Annotated in this window: 17 protein-coding genes; 9 read left to right on the forward strand and 8 right to left on the reverse strand. The window is 58.5% G+C overall.

Features of this window, described 5'->3' with window-relative positions; genetic code table 11:
- Window positions 1-67: 67 nt before the first annotated feature.
- The 5 genes from lpdA to ampD form a co-directional block, all read right to left on the reverse strand.
- Complete coding sequence (gene lpdA, locus G5332_RS11440; RefSeq protein ID WP_005341659.1) at window positions 68-1,495, reverse strand: dihydrolipoyl dehydrogenase; 1,428 nt, start codon at window positions 1,493-1,495, stop codon at window positions 68-70.
- A 148-nt stretch (window positions 1,496-1,643) separates the two neighbouring features.
- Window positions 1,644-3,533 carry a pyruvate dehydrogenase complex dihydrolipoyllysine-residue acetyltransferase gene (gene aceF, locus G5332_RS11445; protein WP_421172501.1) on the reverse strand — a complete coding sequence of 630 codons (1,890 nt, stop codon included), beginning with the start codon at window positions 3,531-3,533 and terminating at the stop codon, window positions 1,644-1,646.
- A gap of 119 nt (window positions 3,534-3,652) precedes the next feature.
- Window positions 3,653-6,313: a pyruvate dehydrogenase (acetyl-transferring), homodimeric type gene (gene aceE, locus G5332_RS11450; protein ID WP_421172502.1), complete on the reverse strand. Its 2,661-nt coding sequence runs from the start codon at window positions 6,311-6,313 to the stop codon at window positions 3,653-3,655.
- A 79-nt stretch (window positions 6,314-6,392) separates the two neighbouring features.
- Window positions 6,393-7,157: a pyruvate dehydrogenase complex transcriptional repressor PdhR gene (pdhR, locus tag G5332_RS11455; protein ID WP_005336127.1), complete on the reverse strand. Its 765-nt coding sequence runs from the start codon at window positions 7,155-7,157 to the stop codon at window positions 6,393-6,395.
- Window positions 7,158-7,435: 278 nt separating this feature from the next.
- Window positions 7,436-8,011 carry a 1,6-anhydro-N-acetylmuramyl-L-alanine amidase AmpD gene (ampD, locus tag G5332_RS11460; RefSeq protein WP_421172503.1) on the reverse strand — a complete coding sequence of 192 codons (576 nt, stop codon included), beginning with the start codon at window positions 8,009-8,011 and terminating at the stop codon, window positions 7,436-7,438.
- A gap of 130 nt (window positions 8,012-8,141) precedes the next feature.
- Between ampD and G5332_RS11465 the strand changes: the two genes are divergently transcribed.
- The 9 genes from G5332_RS11465 (at window position 8,142) to yacG (ending at window position 15,832) form a co-directional block, all read left to right on the forward strand.
- The gene (locus G5332_RS11465) at window positions 8,142-8,612 is read left to right on the forward strand and encodes a retropepsin-like aspartic protease family protein (protein ID WP_040068932.1); all 471 of its coding nucleotides are present in this window, start codon (window positions 8,142-8,144) and stop codon (window positions 8,610-8,612) included.
- Window positions 8,613-8,615: 3 nt separating this feature from the next.
- Window positions 8,616-9,491 carry a carboxylating nicotinate-nucleotide diphosphorylase gene (nadC, locus tag G5332_RS11470; RefSeq protein WP_421259506.1) on the forward strand — a complete coding sequence of 292 codons (876 nt, stop codon included), beginning with the start codon at window positions 8,616-8,618 and terminating at the stop codon, window positions 9,489-9,491.
- A 314-nt stretch (window positions 9,492-9,805) separates the two neighbouring features.
- Window positions 9,806-10,225 carry a prepilin-type N-terminal cleavage/methylation domain-containing protein gene (locus G5332_RS11475; RefSeq protein ID WP_421259505.1) on the forward strand — a complete coding sequence of 140 codons (420 nt, stop codon included), beginning with the start codon at window positions 9,806-9,808 and terminating at the stop codon, window positions 10,223-10,225.
- Between the two features lie 3 nt (window positions 10,226-10,228).
- Window positions 10,229-11,935, forward strand: coding sequence for a PilB family type IVa pilus assembly ATPase TapB (gene tapB, locus G5332_RS11480; RefSeq protein ID WP_216952199.1), 1,707 nt, complete (start codon window positions 10,229-10,231; stop codon window positions 11,933-11,935).
- A 129-nt stretch (window positions 11,936-12,064) separates the two neighbouring features.
- A complete protein-coding gene (locus G5332_RS11485; protein WP_227341827.1) occupies window positions 12,065-13,306 on the forward strand; it encodes a type II secretion system F family protein in 1,242 nt (413 codons plus the stop codon).
- A 60-nt stretch (window positions 13,307-13,366) separates the two neighbouring features.
- On the forward strand, window positions 13,367-14,239 hold the full coding sequence (locus G5332_RS11490; RefSeq protein ID WP_227341826.1) for a prepilin peptidase: 873 nt from the start codon (window positions 13,367-13,369) through the stop codon (window positions 14,237-14,239).
- Window positions 14,240-14,253: 14 nt separating this feature from the next.
- On the forward strand, window positions 14,254-14,868 hold the full coding sequence (gene coaE, locus G5332_RS11495) for a dephospho-CoA kinase (protein WP_421311261.1): 615 nt from the start codon (window positions 14,254-14,256) through the stop codon (window positions 14,866-14,868).
- A gap of 37 nt (window positions 14,869-14,905) precedes the next feature.
- Complete coding sequence (zapD, locus tag G5332_RS11500; RefSeq protein WP_227341824.1) at window positions 14,906-15,628, forward strand: cell division protein ZapD; 723 nt, start codon at window positions 14,906-14,908, stop codon at window positions 15,626-15,628.
- 9 nt (window positions 15,629-15,637) lie between these two features.
- Complete coding sequence (yacG, locus tag G5332_RS11505; protein ID WP_216952204.1) at window positions 15,638-15,832, forward strand: DNA gyrase inhibitor YacG; 195 nt, start codon at window positions 15,638-15,640, stop codon at window positions 15,830-15,832.
- 75 nt (window positions 15,833-15,907) lie between these two features.
- On the opposite strand, the gene mutT is transcribed toward yacG, so the two are convergent.
- The 3 genes from mutT to G5332_RS11520 form a co-directional block, all read right to left on the reverse strand.
- Complete coding sequence (mutT, locus tag G5332_RS11510) at window positions 15,908-16,312, reverse strand: 8-oxo-dGTP diphosphatase MutT (protein WP_227341823.1); 405 nt, start codon at window positions 16,310-16,312, stop codon at window positions 15,908-15,910.
- Between the two features lie 74 nt (window positions 16,313-16,386).
- Window positions 16,387-19,107 carry a preprotein translocase subunit SecA gene (secA, locus tag G5332_RS11515; RefSeq protein ID WP_204482309.1) on the reverse strand — a complete coding sequence of 907 codons (2,721 nt, stop codon included), beginning with the start codon at window positions 19,105-19,107 and terminating at the stop codon, window positions 16,387-16,389.
- Between the two features lie 59 nt (window positions 19,108-19,166).
- Entirely contained in the window at window positions 19,167-20,072 is a 906-nt protein-coding gene (locus tag G5332_RS11520) for a M23 family metallopeptidase (protein ID WP_005356628.1), read from the reverse strand.
- Window positions 20,073-20,212 lie beyond the last annotated feature (140 nt).

Raw genomic sequence — 20,212 nt, forward strand, 5'->3', positions numbered from 1 at the left:
CTCTTAGCCAAACCCGAAAACAAAAAGCCGCTCAAATGAGCGGCTTTTTCATGAAGATGGCAGAAGATTACTTTTTCTTCTTGGCCTTGGCGTTCGGCAGGTCGGTGATGGAGCCTTCGAACACTTCGGCAGCCAGACCCACGGACTCGTGCAGAGTCGGGTGAGCGTGGATGGTCAGCGCGATATCTTCGGCGTCAGCACCCATCTCGATGGCCAGACCGATTTCACCCAGCAGTTCACCACCGTTGGTACCCACGATGGCACCACCGATGACGCGACCGCTCTCCTTGTCGAAGATCAGCTTGGTCATGCCGTCGGAGCAATCGGATGCAATGGCGCGGCCGGAAGCTGCCCACGGGAAGGTAGCAACTTCGAAGTTCAGACCCTGTTGCTTGGCTTCCTTCTCGGTCAGACCAACCCATGCCATCTCTGGCTCGGTGTAGGCGATGGACGGGATCACTTTCGGGTCGAAGTAGTGCTTCTTGCCGGCGATGACTTCGGCGGCAACGTGACCTTCGTGAACACCTTTGTGTGCCAGCATCGGCTGACCCACGATGTCACCGATGGCGTGGATGTGCGCCACGTTGGTACGCAGCTGCTTGTCCACCTCGATGAAGCCGCGCTCGGTCACGGCAACGCCAGCCTTCTCGGCATCCAGCATCTTGCCGTTCGGCACACGACCTACGGCAACCAGCACGTTGTCGTAACGAACCGGCTCGGCCGGAGCGTGCTTGCCTTCATAGGAGACGTACAGGCCGTCTTCGCGCGCTTCAACTGCGGTGACCTTGGTCTCCAGCATGATGTTGAACTTCTTGGCAACGCGCTTGGTGTAGATCTTGACGATATCTTTGTCGGCAGCCGGAACCAGCTGGTCGGCAAATTCCACCACGTCGATCTCGGAACCCAGAGAGGAGTAAACGGTACCCATCTCCAGACCGATGATGCCGCCACCGATAACCAGCAGTTTGCCAGGAACGGTTTTCAGCTCCAGCGCATCGGTAGAGTCCCATACGCGCGGGTCATCGTGGGGAATGAACGGCAGCTTCACCGGACGGGAACCGGCCGCGATGATGGCGTTGTCGAAGGTCACGGTAGTCTTGCCGTCTTCCCCGGTCACTTCGAGCGTGTTCGGGCCGGTAAATTTACCCAAGCCGTTAACAACCTGAACTTTACGCATCTTGGCCATGCCAGCCAGACCGCCGGTCAGCTGGTTGATAACCTTCTCTTTCCACAGACGGATCTTGTCGATGTCGGTCTGCGGTGCACCGAAGACAATGCCGTGCTCGGCCAGCGCCTTGGCTTCTTCAATCACTTTGGCAACGTGCAGCAGCGCCTTGGAGGGGATGCAGCCCACGTTCAGGCAGACGCCACCCAGGGTGGAGTAACGCTCGACGATAATGGTATCCAGACCCAGATCGGCTGCACGGAAAGCAGCGGAATAACCGGCAGGGCCAGCACCCAGTACTACGACCTGGGTTTTGATTTCTTTACTCATCATGACCTCTTTGTCGTTCTTATATCCCCGGACAGCGCAGTCTTATACCGAAACGGGTGGCTGCAGCCGTGAAAAAAACGGGGCAAGTTTACGATCATGTTAATGAAATGAGAAGTAAAAAGGGCAGGCTCTGGGCCCGCCCTCTCACTTACAGGACCAGTCGACGAATGTCGGACAGCACGCCGTTCATGGTGGTGATGAAGCGAGCCCCATCGGCACCATCGATCACGCGGTGGTCGTAGCTCAGAGCCAGCGGCAGCATCAGGCGCGGCGCGAACTCTTTGCCGTTCCACTTCGGCTTCATCTCGGACTTGGAAACACCGAGGATGGCCACTTCCGGCGCGTTGACGATCGGGGTAAAGCTGGTACCGCCGATGCCACCCAGGCTGGAGATGGTGAAGCAACCGCCCTGCATGTCGGCAGCGGTCAGCTTGCCGGCACGGGCCTTCTTGGAGATCTCGGCCAGATCGCGAGACAGCTCCATGATGCCCTTCTTGTTAACATCGCGCACCACGGGCACAACCAGACCGTTGGGGGTATCTACCGCCACACCGATGTGGATGTACTTCTTCATGATCAGCTTGCTGCCATCTTCGGACAGGGAGCTGCAGAAGCGCGGGTGAGCTTCCAGCGCCTTGGCGGCGGCTTTCAGGATGAACACCAGCGGGGTGATCTTCACGTCTGCCTTCTGCTTCTCGAGCATCGCATTCTGCTCTTTGCGGAACGCTTCCAGCTCGGTGGTATCGGCTTCGTCGAACTGGGTGACATGAGGGATCATGACCCAGTTGCGGTGCAGGTTCGGACCGGAGATCTTCTGGATGCGGGTCAGCTCGACCTCTTCCACATCACCGAACTTGCTGAAGTCTACTTTCGGCCACGGCAGTACGCCCAGACCGTTGCCACCGGCTACGCCGGCAGAGGCAGGAGCGGACTCGGCACGCTTGATGGCATCCTTCACGTAGGCTTGCACGTCTTCTTTGACGATGCGGCCCTTGCGACCGGAGGCTTTCACCTTGGCCAGGTTGACGCCGAACTCGCGCGCCAGACGGCGTACCGCCGGAGAGGCGTGTACATAAGCGTCGTTGGCAACGAAATCGGTCGCAGCGGCAGCAACCTGGGCAACCGGAGCCGGAGCAGCGGCAACAGGGGCAGCGGCGACCGGAGCGGCAGCTTGAGCAACCGGCGCGGCAGCAGGAGCAGCGCCAGCTACTTCGAAGACCATGATCAGGGAACCGGTGGAGACCTTGTCACCCGCCTTCACCTTGATCTCTTTGACCACACCGGCGAACGGCGCAGGCACTTCCATGGAGGCCTTGTCACCTTCCACGGCGATCAGGGACTGATCGGCTTCAACCTTGTCACCCACGGCAACCATGATCTCGGTGACTTCCACCTCATCGCCACCGATATCCGGTACGTTGACCTCTTTGGCAGCAGCGGCAACCGGGGCAGCAGCCACGGGCGCGGCAGCTTGGGCCGGAGCAGCAACGGCAGCAGGCGCAGCGCCAGCCACTTCAAATACCATCACCAGAGAGCCGGTAGAGACCTTGGCACCAGCGGCAACCTTGATCTCGACTACGCGGCCTGCGAACGGTGCCGGTACTTCCATGGAGGCCTTGTCACCTTCCACGGCAATGATGGACTGATCAGCTTCTACCATGTCGCCGACGGCAACCATGATTTCAGTCACGTCCACTTCGTCGTCACCGATGTCCGGCACGTGCACATCTTTGCGCACGGCAGCGGCAGGTGCGGCGGCCGGTGCAGCAGCAACCGGTGCAGCCACTTCTGCAGGGGCGGCAGCGCCTTCGGCTTCGAAGATCATGATCTGGGAACCGGTGGCAACCTTGTCGCCTACCTTGATCAGGATCTCTTTGACGATACCGGCGGACGGGGCCGGAACTTCCATGGAGGCCTTGTCGCCTTCTACCGCGATGATGGACTGGTCCAGCTCGACCTTGTCACCCACGGCCACCATGATCTCGGTGACTTCAACTTCATCGGCGCCGATATCCGGCACCATAATCTGTTTGGACATTGTGCTTTATCCTCTTGCGTCGATCCGCGTGACTGGCTGATGCCGCCACGCACATCTCGCGTTAACCGTTTTAAATCCTGGCAGGGTCGCGCCGTCATACGGCGCGACCCTTGATCCACTTACGCGTACAGCGGGTTGACCTTGTCGGCATCGATGCCGTACTTGGCGATGGCGTCGGCCACAACCTGCTTGTCTACCTCGCCGCGCTTGGCCAGTTCGGTCAGAGCAGCAACCACCACGTAGAACTCGTTCACTTCGAAGTGACGACGCAGGTTGGCACGGCTGTCGGAACGGCCGTAACCGTCGGTACCCAGCACACGGTAGTTCTCGGTCGGCACGAAGGCGCGAACCTGATCGGCGAAGGACTTCATGTAGTCGGTCGCAGCGATGGTGGCTTCGGAACCCAGTACCTGAGCGATGTAGGGTACGCGAGCTTCGGCGGTCGGGTGCAGCATGTTCCAGCGATCCACGTCCTGACCGTCACGGGCCAGTTCGTTGAAGGAGGTGACGCTGAACACATCGGAACCGATGCCGTACTCGCTGGCCAGGATCTGGGCAGCCTTGCGCACGTGACCCAGGATAGAACCACAACCCAGCAGCTGAACTTTCGCCTTGGCACCGGCTACGGATTCCAGCTTGTAGATACCCTTGCGGATGCCTTCCTCGGCGCCTTCCGGCATGGCCGGCATGGCATAGTTCTCGTTCAGGGTGGTGATGTAGTAGAACACGTTCTCCGGGTTCTCACCGTACATGCGGCGCAGGCCGTCCTGTACGATCACCGCTACTTCATAGGCGTAGGACGGGTCGTAAGAGATGCAGTTCGGGATGGTGTTCGCCAGGATGTGGCTGTGACCATCTTCGTGCTGCAGACCTTCGCCGTTCAGGGTAGTACGACCGGAGGTTGCACCCAGCAGGAAGCCACGGGCTTGCTGGTCACCGGCTGCCCACGCCATGTCGCCGATCCGCTGGAAGCCGAACATGGAGTAGTAGATGTAGAACGGGATCATCGGGCAATCGTTGGTGCTGTAAGAGGTCGCAGCAGCCAGCCAGGAGGACATGGCACCCAGCTCGTTGATACCGTCTTGCAGAACCTGACCCTGCTTGTCTTCCTTGTAGTAGGAGACGATGTCGCGGTCTTGCGGGGTGTACTGCTGACCGTGCGGGCTGTAGATACCGATCTGGCGGAACAGACCTTCCATACCGAAGGTACGGGCTTCGTCAGCGAGGATCGGAACGATGCGCTTGCCGATGGACTTGTCTTTCAGCATCACGTTTAGGGAACGCACGAACGCCATGGTGGTGGAGATTTCGCGCGCTTGCTCGCCCAACAGCGGGCCGAAGGCATCCAGCGCCGGGATTTCCAGCTTGGTGGTGCTTTCGCGCAGACGGGTCGGCAGATAGCCTTTCAGGGCTGCACGACGAGCATGCAGGTACTTGTGCTCTTCACTGCCCTCTTCGATCTTCAGGTACGGCAGATCGGCCAGCTGCTCGTCGGCCACCGGCAGGTTGAAGCGGTCACGCAGGTGACGCACGGAGTCCAGCTCCATCTTCTTGACCTGGTGAGCGATGTTCTTGCCTTCAGCCGCTTCACCCATGCCGTAACCCTTGATGGTCTTGGCCAGAATAACGGTCGGCTTGCCCTTGGTCTGGGTCGCCTTGTTGAACGCAGCGAACAGTTTGCGAGGATCGTGACCACCGCGGTTCAGGGCGAAGATCTCCTCGTCGGTCATGTCTTTGACCAGCGCGGCAGTTTCCGGATAACGATTGAAGAAGTGCTCGCGGATGTAGCCACCGTCGCGGGACTTCATGGTCTGGTAGTCACCGTCCACGGTCTCGTTCATCAGCTGGATCAGCTTGCCGGAAGTGTCTTTCTTCAGCAGCTCATCCCACTTGCGACCCCAGATCACCTTGGTGACATCCCAACCGGCGCCAGCGAACAGGCCTTCCAGCTCGTTGATGACCTTGCCGTTACCGACAACCGGACCATCCAGACGCTGCAGGTTGCAGTTGACCACGAACACCAGGTTGTCGAGCTTTTCACGCACGGCAACAGTCAGGGCACCCTTGGCTTCCGGCTCGTCCATCTCGCCGTCACCCAGGAAGGCGTAAACGGTCTGCTCGGAGCAATCCTTGATACCACGGTCGGTCAGGTACTTCAGGAAGCGAGCCTGATAGATGGCGGCGATGGGGCCCAGACCCATGGAGACGGTCGGGAACTGCCAGAAGTCCGGCATCAGTTTCGGGTGCGGATAGGAAGGGATACCCTTGCCGTCCACTTCCTGACGGAAGTTGTCCAGCTGCTCTTCGGTCAGACGACCTTCAGCAAAGGCGCGAGCATAGATGCCCGGAGAGATGTGACCCTGGAAGTAAACCAGATCACCACCATCCTTCTCGTTGCGAGCACGGAAGAAGTGGTTGAAACAGACATCATAGATGGTCGCAGAAGAAGCGAAGGAAGACATGTGACCACCCAGGTCCAGGTCTTTCTTGGACGCGCGCAGCACGATCATCATGGCGTTCCAGCGGATGATGGCGCGAATGCGGCGTTCCATCTCCAGGTCACCCGGGTAGTCCGGCTCGTCGCTGGACGGGATGGTGTTGATGTAATCGCGATTTGCCTTGGCAGCCACGTCCACACCGCTTACGCGGGCTTTCTCGGCCAACTGTTCAAGGATGAACTGAGCGCGTTGCGGACCCTCTTCACGCAGCAGGGATTCCAGAGAGGCAAGCCACTCCAGCGTTTCTATCGGGTCCACATCGTTCTTCAGGATATCAGACATGGCTGGTTCCTATGTTGTTGTGATTGCACGGCATTGCACGGCGAAGGGCGCAAGCATTCGACAATAAAGCCTTGTGGGATTAGTTTTCCTGCTGACGGATCCGACGCATGGATCGCTGGATCCGGCTGTCTTCCCTCTGCATATCCAACAAGGTGTCCTCGATAAAGGCCAGATGCTCATGACAAGCTGTTCTGGCCCGCTCCGGAGCCCCCGAAAGAATAGCCTCGATCAGATTCGCGCGATGGCGACGTATCTTGGCTACCACTCCCGGGCGGCGATTCAAAATCTCGTTATTCTGCAGAATGTTCTGTTCGAGCATCGGGCTCATGGCCCGCAGCAGGTGCAGCAGCACCACGTTGTGGGACGCCTCGGCCACCGCCAGATAGAACTGGGTCACGGCTGCCGATTCGGCCACCAGCGAGCCCAGCTGGCCCGCCTCTTCGATAGTGGTTTGCACCTGACGAATACGCTCGAAATCAGACCCGGTTCCCCGCAAGGCCGCGTAGTAGGCACAGATGCCTTCCAGCGCGTGGCGAAACTCCAGCAGGTCATACTGGGCTTCCGGGTGGGTACTGAGCAGTTCGAACAGAGGATCGGCGATCCCCTTGCTCAGGGCATTCTGCACATAAGTGCCGCCGCCCTGACGGCGATAAAGCAATCCGCGCGCTTCCAGTCGCTGGATGGCTTCGCGCAGGGAGGGGCGCGATACCTGAAACTGGATGGCGAGTTCCCGCTCGGGAGGCAATTTCTGTCCCGGCTGCAGGCTGCCTTCCAGAATCATCTGTTCCAGCTCGGCGACAATGGAGTCGGCCAACTTGGGTTGCGTAATCTTGCGATAGGGCATGAGGCTACTTTGTTAAATTGGTATTACCAATTTCATGGATGGGGCGAAAATTAGCAGAGGCCTTTTGAAAAGTCCACTCAAAAGATGATCTGAGTCAAGAATCAGCCCTGCCACTTAAGAGGTAAAGCAGGGGAAACATGATTTAGCTCATAGAAAATGGTCTGACCAATATTCTTGACTTCGCTCACAAATAACATTTGCGCAACCAGAGACAAAAATGGCCTGCCAGATAGGCAAGCCATTGATTTTAAAACCCAAACTAAATTTGAATATTTACTTTATCTGTTTAGTAGTTGCCGGTAGTAATCCCACTGGAAACTGGCTCCGGGATCCGTCTTGCGCCCTGGTGCGATATCGCAATGGCCGACAATTTTTTCGTGGGTAATCGCCGGATAGCGATCTGATATGGCTCGGGTGAGCCCCGCCAGCGCCCGGTACTGGGCCTCGGTATAGGGGGTCTCGTCGGTCCCTTCCAGCTCGATGCCAATGGAGAAGTCATTGCACGCCTCCCTCCCCTGCCAGCTCGAGACACCCGCATGCCAGGCGCGCGCGCCAAACGGCACATACTGCACCAGCTCGCCATCACGGCGGATCAGGCAATGAGCCGAAACCCGCAACTGATGGATACCGGCAAAATAGGGGTGAGCCTCCGGGTCGAGTCGTCCCATAAAGAGATCGTCGATAAAGGGACCGCCAAACTCCCCAGGCGGCAGGCTGATGCCATGCACCACCAGCAGGGAGATATCATCCGGCGCTGCCCGTTCGTTGTGATGGGGAGAAGGCACCCGGCGCGCCAGCTGGCACCAGCCAGCGGCATCGATAGAGAAACAAGGTTGCGAAGCGAGTTGAGTCATCGGCTACTCGAGTTGGCTGATAAATGGCGAAAAAACGAAGATACCTGATAGGCAACCCGGCACCAACTCACTGAATCCAAGGGAAATGGTATGTTAGGCTGGGTCATCTTCCGCTCGATATGGATGGGGTATGCAGCACACGGCACGCTGGATGTGGTTACTGGCCTGGCTCTCTTTGATGGGCCTGCTGACCCTCTATTTTCACTCCCGCAACCAACCGAGCGTCACCGCCAGCGGCGAGCTGTTGCTGCGGGCCGACCAGAGCGGCCACTATCGTCTGGAGGGTGCCATCAACGGCCAGCCGGTGCAACTGCTGCTCGATACCGGCGCCACTCGCATCACCATCCCGCAGCAGGTTGCCGAGCGGCTCGGCCTGACCGCTCATGGCAGCAGCCAGGTCAATACCGCCGCGGGGCAGATCCGGGTTGGCAACGGCACCATCGAAACACTAGCGATGGGGCCATTGACCTTGTACGATCTGGCCATCTTTATCAATCCGGCGGCAGACGGTGACGAAGTGCTGGTTGGCATGAACGCCCTCGGTCGGCTGGAGCTGGTTCAAAAGGAGCGGCAACTGCTGCTCAGACCCTTGCAGGAATAAGGCATGTTTCAACAGGATGTCAGCCGCGCCGTGCGCGCCGCACTACTCGAAGATCTGGGCGATGCCCTCACCACGCTGGACCAACCGGACGCCAGCGCCGATATCACCGCACAGCTGATCCCGGCGGATCGGATGGCCAGCGCCCGGGTCATCACCCGTGAGGCCGGCGTGTTCTGCGGCCAGCCCTGGGTGGATGAAGTCTTCCTGCAACTGAAGGCCCAGCTCGGTGGCGAAGTGAAGGTGGAGTGGAAGGTGCAGGATGGGGAAGTGCTCTCCCCCAATCAGGAGCTGTTCCGCCTCCACGGCCCTGCCCGCCTGCTGCTGACCGGCGAACGCAATGCCCTAAACTTTGTCCAGACCCTATCCGGCGTCGCCACCCTCACCGCTCGCTATGTGGCAGAGCTGGAGGGCACCGACTGCCGTCTGCTCGACACCCGCAAAACCATCCCGGGGCTACGCACCGCCCAAAAGTACGCGGTCACCTGTGGCGGCGGCAAGAACCACCGCATCGGCCTCTATGACGCCTATCTCATCAAGGAGAACCATATCCTCGCCTGCGGCGGCATTGCCGAGGCGATTAATGAGGCTCGTCATCTCAATCCGGGCAAACCGGTGGAGGTGGAAGTTGAATCACTGGCAGAACTGGAGCAGGCGCTGGCGGCCAATGCCGATATCGTGATGCTGGACAACTTCGATGTTGCCATGATGCGGGAAGCTGTCGCCATCAATCAGGGCCGCGCCAAGCTGGAGGTCTCCGGCAATGTGACCCTCGACACTCTGGCCGAGTTTGCCGCCACCGGCGTCGATTTTATCTCGGTCGGGGCGCTGACCAAACATGTACGGGCACTCGATCTCTCCATGCGCTTTATTCAACCGTGAGACGCCCCCCACAGGCTTGAGCAAACACTCGATATAACCGGACAAACAACTTGCAAAAGGCGCCAGAGGCGCCTTTTCTTTATGCAGGGTCCCTCGGCAAAGGAGTGTACAGACGGACCCTAACTCGGCCACAGAAAGAGTCATAGGAGGCCACTTCTTTTATGACACGCATCAAGTTTTTGCTAAATGAAAGAAGTGTAATTAACAAAATGGACAATCTCTGTTGCCACCCCTGACAGCTCGGATAAGATACTGACGTGCAGATGATTTTCCACCGGCACTTCCCAGGAACCAAGGATAAAAGGATATTTTCCATGAACAGCAAAATGACGAAACAATCAGGCTTTACCCTTATTGAATTGATGATCGTGGTCGCGATCGTGGCCATTCTGGCGGCAGTCGCACTGCCGGCGTATCAGAACTACACGAAAAAAGCCAAATTCACAGAGATTATATCTGCGACAGGAGCAGCCAAGGTTGCTGTTGAAGTGTGTGCAGCCAACCTCGGTACTGTCACTGGGTGTGATGGCGGTGGAAATGGGATCCCAACCGATATCGCAACTCCAGGCGTAGGATTAGTTGACTCTATTACGACCGCTGATGGTGTTATTACCGCAACAGCAGTATCAACTAACGGGCTAAGCGGTGAAACTTACACATTAACGCCAACCATGGATGCAACAACCAATAAAGTTACATGGGCTGCAGTCTGTTCTGATACTGCACTGTGTTAACACATGACTTCTAGTCCCAATAGCGGCCTGGCGTTAAGCCTGGCCGCCTCTTCACTGATCAGTGAAGAGGATTCCCAGCGCTATCTGAGCCAGGCCAAGGCCCAGCGCAAACCCTTTGTGACCTTTCTGATAGAAAACGACATCCTCGACAGCAAAGCGCTCGCCGATTTTTGCGAGCTGGAGTATGGGGTACCTCTGCTGGATCTTGCCGCCTTCGATTTGGCCGAGATCCCGCAGAAGTACCTCAATCAGAAGCTGATTGAGAAGCACCACGTCCTGCCCATCTACACCCAGGGCCACACCCTCTATATCGCCATGTCGGATCCGACCAATGTCTCGGCCCTGGAGGACTTCGGCTTCAGCTTCGGGCTCCATACCGAGGCGCTGCTGGTGGAGGAGAACAAGCTCACCGCCGCCATCGGCAAGCTGCTGGAGAGCGAAAACGACGCCCTCGGCATGGAGGATATCGACGAGGCCGAGATCTCCGACCTCGAGGTAAGCGACGAGAGCAGCCGGCTCGACGAGAGCGTCAATACCGCCGATGACGACGCCCCCATCGTCAAGTACATCAACAAGATCCTGATGGATGCCATCAAGCGCGGCGCCTCCGACCTGCACTTCGAGCCCTATGAGTTCAAATATCGGGTGCGCTTTCGCATCGATGGTATTTTGCACGAAATCGCTACCCCGCCGGTCAATCTGGCCAACCGCTTCTCTGCCCGCCTCAAGGTGATGGCGCGGCTCGATATCGCCGAGCGGCGGCTGCCGCAGGATGGCCGCATAAAACTGAAACTGTCGCGCAACAAGTCGATGGATATGCGGGTCAACACCCTGCCCACCATGTGGGGGGAGAAGATCGTTATCCGTCTGCTCGACTCTTCGGCGGCCCGCCTCAATATCGAGCAGCTCGGCTTCGACGACCGCCAGAAGGCGCAGTACCTGCGTGCCCTCTCGAAACCACAGGGGATGATCCTGGTGACCGGCCCCACCGGCTCGGGCAAAACGGTCTCGCTCTATACCGGCCTCAATATTCTCAACACCACCGAGGTGAATATCTCCACCGCTGAAGATCCGGTGGAGATCAACCTGCCGGGCGTCAACCAGGTGCAGGTCAACCCCAAGGCGGGGCTCACCTTCGCCAGCGCCCTGCGCTCCTTCTTGCGGCAAGACCCGGATGTGGTGATGGTGGGGGAGATACGGGATCTCGAAACCGCCGAGATCGCCATCAAGGCTGCACAAACCGGCCACCTGGTGCTCTCAACCCTGCACACCAACTCGGCAGCCGAAACCCTGACCCGGATGATGAACATGGGGGTTCCGGCCTTCAATATCGCCTCTTCGGTCACCCTGATCATGGCCCAACGGCTGGCCCGCAAGCTGTGTGATCACTGCAAGGCGCCGGAGGTGGTGCCGGAAGCCGAGCTGCTGGAGCTGGGTTTTACCCCGCAGCAGCTGGCAGCCGGCTTGCGACTGTTCAAACCGGTTGGTTGCAAGGAGTGTTCCGGTGGCTACAAGGGGCGAGTCGGCATCTACGAAATCATGCTAATGTCGGAAAATATCGCAAAATTGATCATGCAGGGGGCCAACTCCCTGCAAATTGCGGCGATTGCCCAGAAAGAGGGCATGCGCACCCTGCGCACCTCGGGACTGGAGAAGGCACGGCTCGGTGTCACTAGCCTTGCCGAGGTCAACCGGGTCACCACCAATTAAACCTCGCCAAGATGCGAGCAAGATGATCTACCAGCAAGCGACCAGATGGTGCCAAGCCGTTTGAGGATATTTATCAGGTCAGATGGTTCAGGGGCTCCCTGACCATCCGCCCAATTGCAGGATGCAAAGATGGCAACCCTAACGAAAAAGAACAACACCCCGAAAAAAGTCTTCGCCTTCCGCTGGCACGGGGTCAATCGCAAGGGGCAGAAGGTCTCCGGCGAGCTGCAGGCTGACAGCATCAATACCGTCAAGGCGGAGCTGCGCAAGCAGGGGGTAAACGTCACCAAGGTGGCCAAAAAATCCCAGGGGCTCTTCTCCAAGGGCGGTGCCAAGATCAAGCCGATGGATATCGCGATTATCTCCCGCCAGATCACCACCATGCTCTCCGCCGGCGTACCGCTGGTGCAAAGCCTGCAGATCATCGCCCGCAGCCACGAGAAAGCCGCCATGCGCGAGCTGATGGGTGAGATCGCCTCCGATGTTGAGACCGGAACCCCCATGTCGGAGGCGTTGCGCCGCCACCCTCGCCATTTTGACGATCTCTACTGCGATCTGGTTGAGGCGGGGGAGCAATCCGGTGCGCTGGAGACCATCTACGACCGTATCGCCACCTATCGGGAAAAGTCGGAAGCGCTCAAGTCGAAGATCAAGAAGGCCATGTTCTATCCCACCATGGTTATTCTGGTGGCCATAGTGGTGACTTCCATCCTGCTGCTATTCGTCATCCCCCAGTTCGAGGATATCTTCAAGAGCTTTGGCGCCGAGCTGCCGGTGTTCACCCAGTTTGTCATCGGCATCTCACGCTTTATGCAGAACTGGTGGTATGTCTTCTTTGGCGGAGCTGCGCTCGCCATCTTCCTCTATGTACGCGCCTGGCGCGCCTCCCAGAAGGTAAGGGACAATACCGACAAGTTTGTGCTCACCATCCCGGTGGTCGGTATGATCCTGCACAAGGCGGCCATGGCCCGCTTTGCCCGCACACTCTCAACCACTTTCTCGGCCGGTATCCCGCTGGTGGATGCACTCATCTCGGCGGCCGGTGCCTCCGGCAACTATGTCTATCGCACCGCCGTTATGGCCATTCGCAACGAGGTGGTGGCCGGTATGCAGATCAACGTGGCAATGCGCACCGTCGATCTCTTCCCGGACATGGTGATCCAGATGGTGATGATCGGCGAGGAGTCCGGTGCCATTGATGATATGCTCTCCAAGGTTGCCACCATCTTCGAGCAAGAGGTGGACGACCTGGTCGATGGCCTTACCAGCCTGCTGGAACCCCTCATCATGGTGGTGCTCGGGGTGCTGGTCGGCGGCATGGTTATCGCCATGTACCTGCCCATTTTCAAACTTGGCGACGTGGTGGGTTGATTCATCAGGGCATGGAGCCAAAGCCATGCCCTTCACTCATTCAATAACTGACGGTTGGTTATGACACTTCTTCTCGAGCTGGCTCACGGCTTGCCATGGATCTTTTTTTCGCTGGTTTTTCTCTTCTCCCTGATGATCGGCAGCTTCCTTAACGTAGTGATCCACCGCCTGCCCATCATGCTGGAGCGAGAGTGGCAGGCCGAGTATCGCAGCTACTTCTCCCCCGACGAAGAGGCCATCGCACCAGAGCGCTACAACCTGATGGTACCGCGCTCCGCATGTCCTCACTGTGGTCACCCCATTACCGCCATCGAGAACATTCCGCTGATGAGCTGGCTCTGGCTCAAGGGGCGTTGCCGCGACTGTCAGGCGCCCATCTCGGCCCGCTATCCGCTGGTAGAGCTGATAACAGCCCTGCTCTCGGTGGCCGTTGCCATGGTCATAACGCCGGGCTGGGGCACACTGGCCGCCCTGCTGCTGACTTGGGTATTGGTGGCCCTCACCTTTATCGATCTCGACAAGATGTTGCTGCCAGATCAGCTCACCCTGCCCCTGCTGTGGGGCGGTCTGCTGTTCAATCTGGCAGGTGGCTTCGTACCGCTGGCGGATGCCGTGATTGGCGCCATGGTCGGCTATCTGGTGCTCTGGAGCCTCTACTGGGCCTTCAAGCTGCTCACCGGCAAGGAGGGGATGGGCTATGGCGACTTCAAGCTGCTGGCGGCGCTGGGTGCCTGGCTCGGCTGGCAGGCGCTGCCGATCATATTGCTGCTCTCATCCCTGGTCGGCGCCGTGATCGGCATCAGCCTGATCGCCTTGCACAAACACCATCAGGGCAAGCCCATCCCCTTCGGCCCCTACCTCGCCATCGCGGGCTGGATTGCCCTGCTGTGGGGCGATACCATCACCAACTGGTATCTCTCTACCCTGCTTTGAGCAAGAGGCCCCCCATGTATGTAGTTGCTATCACAGGCGGTATCGGCAGTGGCAAGACCACCATCGCAAATCAGTTTGCCGAACTGGGTATCGAGGTGGTGGATGCCGATGTGATCGCCCGCGAGGTCGTAGAGCCGGGCACCCCGGCCCTTGCCACCATCGCCGACCATTTTGGCCCGGATGTTATTGATCCGAGCGGTCAACTCGACCGTCGCCCCCTGCGCGAGCGGGTCTTCAGCGACCCACAGGCCAAGGAGTGGCTCAATGCTCTGCTCCATCCGCTGATTCGCAGTGAAATGCTGCGCCAGTGTGCCGCAGCCAGTTCTCCTTACTGCCTGCTGGTGGTGCCGCTGCTGGTGGAGAACAAACTCACCGGCCTCGCCGACCGGGTGCTGGTGATCGATGTGGACGAAGCGACCCAGATTGAGCGCACCTGCCGTCGTGATGGCGTCAGCACCGAGCAGGCCAGAGCCATCATCGCAGCACAGGCCAGCCGGAAAGAACGGCTAGCTGCGGCGGATGATGTCATCGAGAACGCCAATGGCAGCGAAATGGCGATAAAAACGCGGATTTTGGCACTGCACGAGACATATCTGGCATTTGCCTCTCAACAACCCCGTCAACAGTGAGTACACTAGGCCGGTTTATGGCTGGCCAGGATTAGGCATGATTTACGATTTTCCCCTCAATGAAAAAAGCCGGACCTACCTGCGTCTGGAGTCCCTGTTTTCCCAAATTCGCGACAATCTGGAGAGCGAGCAATCCTGGGCCCATATCGCCTTCTTCAAAGGGCTGTTCGATCTGCAGGAGCTGCTGGAGCGTGGTGACTTGCGCGCTGACCTTATCAAGGATCTGGAGCGTCTCGGCCAACGTCTGAGCCACTGGGCCAGCCTGCCCGACGTCGATCTGGAGCAGATCAAACAGATGCAGCAAGAGAGCAGCCAGCTCTCCCGCAACCTGCTCAACTCGCCACGCCCGGGAGCCCGCCTGAAAGAGGATCGTCTGCTCGGTTCCATTCGCCAGCGCTTCTCCATCCCGGGTGGTCTGTGTGCCTTCGACGTGCCCCAGCTGCACCACTGGCTCGGAACCCCGGCCATCACCCGTCACCAGCAGATGCAGGGCTGGCTTAGCGACATCACCCTGCTGATGAACGCCATCACCCTGTTGCTGCGTCTGTGGCGTGAATCGGGCAGCTTCAGCGAGCAGGTTGCCAGCAACGGTTTCTTCCAGGACACCGCCGAGAGCGCCGAGCTGATCCGCATCAAGCTGCCGGGCAATCTGTTCTGCTACCCAACCCTGAGCGGCCACAAGAACCGCTTCGCCCTGCGCTTTCTGCCCACCGCAGAACAGCCGATTGGCGACGTGCCATTCCAGCTCGCCTGCTGCTAAGGAGGGCTTATGGTCACCAAGGTAAAGTGTCCGACCTGTCAGAGCGAAGTGGAGTGGGGCTCGCAGAGTCCGTTCCGACCTTTCTGCAGCAAACGCTGCCAGTTGATCGATCTCGGCGAGTGGGCTGATGAAGAGAAACGGATACCCGGGGAGATCAACCCGGATCTGCTGCCAGAGCAGGAAGAGGGCGATCAGTGGCTATAAGCCCCTGGTCACTCTCCGCTATAAAATAAAAAAGGGCCGATGGGCCCTTTTTTGATGCTTGTTTTTGCAACCGGTTCAAACCAGCAGGCCTTGAAGCCGCGCGACAATCGGACCGTTGGCATCGGGAAAGTGGTAGTTGTGCAGCTCGGCCACCGGCACCCACAGACACTCCTGCCCCTCCTTGCCGAACGGCTCGCCGCTGAAACGGGTCACCTTCCAGATATCCAGCAACACCTGCTTCTCGGGGTAGTCGTGCTGCAGTTCCATAAAGGGGGCACAATCCAATACCCGGATGCCGATCTCTTCCCACAGCTCCCGATCCAGCGCAGTCAGCAGATCCTCACCGGACTCCACCTTGCCACCGGGAAACTCCCAGCGATCCCCCTGATGGCGATCGGAGGAGCGTCTGGCGATGAAGATATCGCCCCGTTCATTCTCGATGACACCAACCGCCACCCAGATCCGTTTTTTCTGTTCCATCAATTACCTCTGTTCGCTTGTTGCCACCAATAACAAGGCGGGCTCTTGGCCCGCCTGTTATGGCATAGCGTCGATCAGGTCAACTGACCGTGGCAGTGCTTGTACTTCTTGCCGGAACCACACGGGCAGGGATCGTTTCGACCGACCTTCTGCTCGTCGCGTACGAAGGTGGTGTGACCCTCTTCGCCCGCAGCCTGTTCATCGGCCAGCTGGCTCTCGGCAGCGGCGTGGGTATAGGTGCGGGGAGCGGCTTCCGCCTGCTGGCGCTGCTGCTCTTCCATCGCTTCCACATCGCGCTCCTGCACCTGAACACGGCTCAGGATGCTGACCACGTCGCGCTTGAGAGTTTCCAGCATCTGGGTGAACAGATCAAAGGATTCGCGCTTGTACTCCTGCTTGGGGTTCTTCTGGGCGTAGCCGCGCAGATGGATGCCCTGACGCAGGTGATCCATGGCCGCCAGATGCTCTTTCCAGAGGCCATCCAGAGTTTGCAACATCACCGCTTTCTCGAAGTTGCGCAGCACCTCTTTGCCGACCAGCTCTTCCTTGTGGGCATAGAGCTTGGTGGCTTCGTCCAGAATGCGCTCGCGCAGCTTCTCTTCATACAGCTTGTCATCTTCCGCCAGCCACTGCTGCAGCGGCAGATCCAGCGCGAAGTCGGCCTTCAGGCGTGCTTCCAGACCCGGCACATCCCACATCTCCTCCAGAGACTGGGGCGGGATGTACTCGTCAATCACGCTGCCGTAGACATCATCACGGATAACGTGGATGGTCTCGGAGATATCGTTGGTATCCAGCAGCTCGTTACGCTGCTCGTAAACCACTTTGCGCTGGTCGTTGGCCACATCGTCAAACTCCAGCAAGCTCTTGCGGATGTCGAAGTTGCGACCTTCCACCTTGCGCTGGGCATTTTCGATCGCCTTGGTGACCCAGGGGTGTTCGATGGCTTCGCCCTCTTCCATACCCAGCTTCTTCATCATGCCGGTGACGCGATCGGAGGCGAAGATCCGCATCAGAGTATCTTCCATGGAGAGGTAGAAGCGGGAGGAACCCGGGTCGCCCTGACGACCGGAACGGCCGCGCAGCTGGTTGTCGATACGACGGGATTCGTGACGCTCGGTGCCGATAATGTGCAGACCACCGGCGGCCAGCACCGCATCGTGACGCACCTGCCAGGCGGCTTTCAGCTCTGCAATCTGCTCGCTGGTCGGGTTCTCCAGCTTGGCAATCTCTGCCTGCCAGTTGCCGCCCAACACGATGTCGGTACCACGACCGGCCATGTTGGTGGCGATAGTGACCGCGCCAGTCTGACCGGCCTGGGCGACGATCTCCGCTTCCATGGCGTGGAACTTGGCGTTCAGCACTTTGTGCGGGATCTTCTCCTTGGTCAGGATGCCGGAGAGCAGCTCGGAGTTCTCGATAGAGACAGTACCAACCAGTACAGGCTGGCCCTTGGCCACACACTGACGGATATCTTCGATGATGGCGGCATACTTCTCATTGGCGGTCAGGTAGACCAGATCGCCCATGTCTTTACGCACCATTGGCTTGTTGGTCGGGATAACAACGGTATCCAGGCCATAAATCTGCTGAAATTCAAAGGCTTCGGTATCTGCAGTACCGGTCATGCCCGCCAGCTTGTTATAGAGACGGAAGTAGTTCTGGAAGGTGATGGATGCCAGCGTCTGGTTCTCGTTCTGGATCTTCACCCCTTCCTTCGCTTCAACGGCCTGATGCAGACCATCGGACCAGCGACGACCCGGCATGGTACGGCCGGTGTGCTCGTCGACGATGACGATCTCGTCTTTCTGGACGATGTAGTCGACGTTGCGTTCGAACAAGGTGTGAGCGCGCAGACCCGCATTGACGTGGTGCAGCAGGCTGATGTTGGAGGCGGAGAACAGGGAGTCGTTCTCGTCCAGCAGCCCCTCTTTCTTGAGCAGCTCTTCCACGAAGATCTGACCGTTTTCGGTCAGCAGCGCCTGGCGGTTCTTCTCGTCCACCGTGTAGTGACCGTCGCCGGTGTACTCTTCGGTGTCTTCCTTGTCCTGCTTGACCAGCAGCGGGATCAGCTTGTTGACGCGAATATAGAGCTCGGAGCTATCTTCGGCCGGACCGGAGATGATCAGCGGAGTCCGGGCTTCATCGATAAGCACCGAGTCAACTTCATCCACCAGCGCATAGTTGAGCGGACGCTGTACACGCTGCTCCGGCGAGAACGCCATGTTGTCGCGCAGGTAGTCGAAACCGAATTCGTTGTTGGTACCGTAGGTGATGTCTGCGGCATAGGCGTCACGCTTCTGGGACGCATCCATACCGGGCACGTTGCAGTCGACGGTCATGCCGAGGAAGGCAAACAGCGGGCGGTTTGCCTCAGCGTCACGTTTGGCCAGATAGTCGTTCACCGTCACCACGTGCACACCACGGCCACTCAGGGCGTTCAGGTAAGCTGGCAGAGTCGCAGTAAGAGTCTTACCTTCACCGGTTTTCATTTCCGCGATGCGGTTGGAGTTCAGCACCATGCCGCCGATCAGCTGCACGTCGAAGTGGCGCATGCCAAACACCCGCTTGGAGGCTTCACGCACGGTCGCGAACGCTTCCGGCAGCAACTGCTCCAGGGTCTCACCCTGCTCGATACGCTGACGATATTCAGCCGTTTTGGCCTGCAACTCGGCATCGGAGAGAGCCTCGAACTGCGGCTCCATGGCATTGATCTGTTTTACAATTTTGCGCAAAGCCTTGAGCGTTCTGTCGTTCCGGCTGCCGATAATCTTGGTAAGCAGTGTGCTAATCATGGGTACCAACTATTTCTGGTTATAAAAGCGTTCCGTCACTGGAACCTGAAGAAAAAAACCTAACCCCGGCTGGCACTGAGAAAGCGTGCGGGGTTGACCTGACGACCATCTTTCAACACTTCGTAATGCAGATGAACCCCGGTCGCGCGACCGGTGCGTCCCATCAAGGCAATCTTCTGACCCTGATCAACCAGGGTGCCCACCTCGACCAGCAACTTGGAGTTGTGGGCATAGCGGGTGACCAGGCCATTGCCGTGATTAATCTCCACCATATTGCCAAATTCCGGATGACGGCCCGCCCAGCTGACAATGCCGGGCCCGGTGGCCAGAATCGGGGTTCCCGGTTTGCCACGGAAATCGACCCCTTTGTGCATCTTGGCACGCCCGTTGAACGGGTCGACCCGTCCACCAAACCCGGACGAGACCCAAACTCGCTCCTGTTTGACTGGCGTGCCGGAAATAAAACCGGCATCGGTGATATGGTGATTCATGATGAAAGATTCAAGTACCGACAGCTGCTCTTCACGGCTGCTGAGCTGCTGACTGAGGTGTTTCATCGAGGCTTGCAGCTCGTTGAGGCTCACTTCCAGCTCTTCATCATAAGAAGGGCCGCCCATGGGGGGCAGCTCTTTGAAATTGAACTCGTCCGGATCGAGATCGGCCTGCTCGGTCAATCGTTCACCGAGGGCATTGAGACGGCCAAGCTGACCCTGCATGGTGCCCACCTGAGCAGCCAGCATCGCCAACTGTTCACGGGCTTCGTCACCACTCTGGTCAACGGACTGTTGCTCGGCAACGGCAAGCGCCACTTCCAGCGCCTCCATTTTCTGGTGCCAGCTCTGCCAGAGCCAACCACCACCAAGGGCCAACAGGGAGAAGAGAATACCGCCGACCCAGGCCAGACGTTGTTTGGGCAGGTGCAACTTGCGTCGCTGCTTGCCGTGGAGGATCAGGGTAATGCTCATAGAAATCAGTCTGCTCGGTCAGGTGCGGCCAGGAGCCTGCACGGGAAATAAAACCGGGAGATAATCGGTATTAAAGGATGGAGTAAACAAATGACGGAACGTCGGTGCGGAGAGAGGACCGACGTTCCGTTGCACAGCTA

Source organism: Aeromonas sp. 603757, from assembly GCF_049171255.1.
GTDB lineage: Bacteria > Pseudomonadota > Gammaproteobacteria > Enterobacterales > Aeromonadaceae > Aeromonas > Aeromonas veronii_A.